Annotated in this window: 5 protein-coding genes; 2 read left to right on the top strand and 3 right to left on the bottom strand. The window is 32.3% G+C overall.

The genetic code is table 11. The features are described 5' to 3' along the window. The 3 genes from AC1WHX_RS11205 to AC1WHX_RS11195 all read right to left on the bottom strand — a co-directional run. Window positions 1–629 (bottom strand): hypothetical protein (locus tag AC1WHX_RS11205; RefSeq protein ID WP_302545450.1); only part of this gene is annotated, 629 nt, incomplete at its 3' end. 11 nt (window positions 630–640) lie between these two features. Next, complete coding sequence (gene nadC / locus AC1WHX_RS11200; RefSeq protein WP_009319227.1) at window positions 641–1480, bottom strand: carboxylating nicotinate-nucleotide diphosphorylase; 840 nt, start codon at window positions 1478–1480, stop codon at window positions 641–643. Beyond that, window positions 1480–1866 (bottom strand): DUF4783 domain-containing protein, encoded by a 387-nt coding sequence (locus AC1WHX_RS11195; RefSeq protein ID WP_122337343.1) that lies wholly within the window; start codon window positions 1864–1866, stop codon window positions 1480–1482. Before AC1WHX_RS11195 ends, nadC begins: the two co-directional genes overlap by 1 nt. Before the next feature lie 144 nt (window positions 1867–2010). Between AC1WHX_RS11195 and rlmH the strand changes: the two genes are divergently transcribed. Beyond that, on the top strand, window positions 2011–2484 hold the full coding sequence (gene rlmH / locus AC1WHX_RS11190; protein WP_009319229.1) for a 23S rRNA (pseudouridine(1915)-N(3))-methyltransferase RlmH: 474 nt from the start codon (window positions 2011–2013) through the stop codon (window positions 2482–2484). Next, on the top strand, window positions 2477–3157 hold the full coding sequence (locus AC1WHX_RS11185) for a hypothetical protein (RefSeq protein WP_147412103.1): 681 nt from the start codon (window positions 2477–2479) through the stop codon (window positions 3155–3157). The genes rlmH and AC1WHX_RS11185 overlap by 8 nt, the downstream gene beginning before the upstream one ends. Window positions 3158–3604 lie beyond the last annotated feature (447 nt).

The following is a 3604-nucleotide window of genomic DNA, read 5'->3' as shown; positions in this document are numbered from 1 at the left end:
ATTAATGAGTCTATTAAAGAGTAAATGATAGAATTTGACAGATTATCTTTTTGTTTATTATTTTTGAGTAGCTGCGGTTGAAATAAAAATTGATTGAATATTTTATTATTTTGTCGGATTTTATTGTCTTCAAAAAATTCTAATGCTTCACGGTTTATATAATAAATTAAGTTAGATGAAAAAGACGAATCACCTTTGTAAACTTTGTAATATTCATCTGTATATTCTACCGTATATGTTAAATTAGACATAAACGAAGGATCTCCTTTATAAATTTTGTATCCTTCGTTTGTATATACCAATGCATAAATAAGGTTTGAAGAAAAATCTGTATCTCCTTTATAAATTCTGTAACCTTTATTATCTGCTTCTACTGCATAAATTAAATTTGAAGAGAAGGCAGAACTACCTTTAAATATTTTGTAATTTTTGTTGGAAAACTCAATTGTATAAACCAAATTTGAAGAGAAAGCTGGATTTCCTTTATAGATTTTATATTCGTTATCAGAGCTTTCGATCGTATATCCCGGGTAATGAAAAATAGGTTCTCTTCTTTTCCCTATTTCAGAGCAGAATATATTCCCAATTGTGCAAATACTAAAAATAAAGGAGATGATCAGTTTCTTCATAAAGTTTATTTTTAGCAGGCTTTAAAACTCATGTCTAACCCTTTGACAGAATGAGTTAATGCTCCTACTGATATAAAATCTACGCCGCATTCTGCATAATCCCTAATCGTGTCGAAAGTAATTCCTCCGGATGATTCTGTTTCGTATTTTCCTCCGATTCGTTTTACAGCTTTACGCGTAAGTTCAGGAGTAAAGTTGTCTAACATGATACGATCTATGCCTCCGATACGCATAACTTCTTCGAGTTCGTCCATGTTGCGGACTTCGATTTCTATTTTCAGATCTTTTCCTTTTTCCTTCAAGTATTCTTTTGCTCGTGTTATAGCTTTTTCTATGCCTCCGGCAAAGTCTATGTGATTGTCTTTAAGTAAAATCATATCGAAAAGTCCGATTCTGTGGTTTACTCCACCTCCGATTTTTACAGCCGCTTTTTCGATCATGCGCAATCCCGGTGTTGTTTTACGAGTATCTAATATGCGGGTATGAAGACCTTCTAATCGTTTTACATATTTATTTGTAACGGTTGCTATTCCACTCATTCGCTGCATTACGTTCAACATTAGACGTTCGGTTTGCAGAAGGGATCTGACTTTTCCTTCTACAGTAAAGGCTATATCTCCCGGTTTAACAGCTGTTCCATCTTTGATAAATATTTCCATCTTTAGATTAGGATCGAAATCTTTAAAAATGCGTTGAGCCATCTCTACGCCAGCTAGAATGCCTTCTTCTTTGATTAGTAATTTAGATTTACCCATAGCGTTTTCTGGAATACAACACAAAGTTGTATGATCTCCATCGCCTATATCTTCGGCGAACGCCAATTTTATTAAATCATCAATTAATTTGTCCATTAGAAATTTTCTATTCTTAATTGGTTTATAATATATTTTTTATCTGTTATTTTCATTAAAATGTGTACTCTGAATTCATGATTGTCAGAGGTAAGTTTTCCGATCATGTATCCTGAGTTGTTTTGTTCGCTTTGGTGGATCGTTTTAAAATCTGTCGGTTTATTTTTAGAAAAGAATGCTGATAGTTTTTCTTTTGCTTTTGGACGAGGCAATTGTTGTTTTATGCCTGATATAGTTAGAAGTATTTTATCTTCCATGTATTTTTCGAGACATTGAACATCTCCGGTTTTAAAAGCTTTAGGAATATCATTCGGTATATTTTGAGACAGAGTAGTTCCCGTTATGATTAGACCGAAAATCAATAGTGTAATAACTTTTAGCTTCATAGCATTATTATTTTATGAGTTGTCAATCCTTAGAACTTTCTGTAAAATTTTATTACCTTTGATCCCCAAAAAGGAAAATATCCGGATCGATTTTATTACTTAAATGCAAATGTAAACAAAAAGCGGGAATATCATATCTATAAGATGAAAATACTCCTTTTAGTTGTCGGAAAAACTACTGAATCTTATTTTTCAGAAGCAATTAAAGAATATAGTGAGCGATTAAGGCACTATATCTCTTTTGATATGGAAGTAATACCTGATTTGAAAAATATGAAGAATTTGAGTTTTGACCAGCAGAAAGAGAAAGAGGCCGATCAGATTTTTAAATTTTTGCAATCGGGAGATTATTTGGTTTTATTGGACGAACGGGGTAAAGAATATTCTTCTGTGCAGTTTGCTGCTTATATTGAACGGAAAACACATGTAGTTCCTAAAAGACTTGTTTTTATTGTAGGTGGGCCATACGGTTTTTCCTCTCGTGTGTATAAGGCTGCTAATGAGAAAATATCACTTTCAAAAATGACTTTTTCGCATCAAATGATCCGGATGATATTTGTAGAACAACTTTATCGGGCTATGACTATATTGAATAATGAACCGTATCATCATGAATAGATTTATTTGTTTTAGAATAACGTTAATAATAGTGTTTATTGCTGTTTTTTTTAATCGTGTTTCTGCTGTAGAGTTTGATAGTGGGATGATGTTCGGCATCACTGTACAAAAGCAATTTACAAAACGATTTGGTGCGCAAGTGCAACAAAACTTGTGGATAAATCAGAATTTTACTCGTTATGAACGTTATATGCCTATTGTTGGTTTGCATTATTCTATATGGAAAAATTATCTGAAAGCTAATGTATATTATTGCTATCTGAACCAGCTGTCCGAAACAGGATATCGAATACATCGGCAACGTTATCAATTAGGATTAAGCGGAGGATATACATTTACTCACTTGTCGGTATCTCTTTTGTCTCGTTTTGAGTCTACTTATACCAGAAATGCTTCTCGGAATCCTAATAATAAATGGCGTAATAGGGCACAATTCAGTTATATAATCGGTAGACAATGTAACTGGAAACCGTTTATTGCTGCAGAGGTATTTAATACTTTAAATCGTTTAGGTGGAAATGCTACTGAACGTGTATGGTATGAAATCGGAGCTGAGTGTAGTTTAGATAAGTCGATGTCTATAGAATTAAAGTTGCGTGAAGAACAAATGCTTTTGACTTCACCTGAGAAATTGAATACTTTTTTAGGTGTAGCTTATAAAGTAAGATTATGATATTTATTGTCTCTTTGTAATAAGAAGGTTGTAGAAAATCGCATTTGGGAATTCTGTACTGTGAATTGATTGATTTTCGTAGTAACTTATAGTTGTTAGATATTTCGAAAATATTTTCCACTTTCATGCATGATAGGAAATTATTTTCAGGTGTAGCATATTGTGTGGGGATAATCATATGTGCCGACTTAGACAAGGTACGACAATAATTATTATGATAGTAGATAGGATTCCGATGAAAATTCAGAAATATTTCCGATCTAGTTTCATAGTAGAAAATTTATAAAAATCGATGCTAAACAAATGTAGTGAATAAATCTGATTTCTTTTTTTCGTATGTCTTTTTTCAATTTAAGATAGAGTGATTTTCTAAAAAATGATTACATTTGTTCACTATAAAGAGGAACTCCGTATTTGTGGAAAAATATTTTTCGGAGGGATTGAGAA

It is taken from the genome of Coprobacter sp. (genome assembly GCF_982436375.1).
Note: the sequence above shows the minus strand (reverse complement) of the source record. Positions and strands in the feature narration are given on the sequence as shown.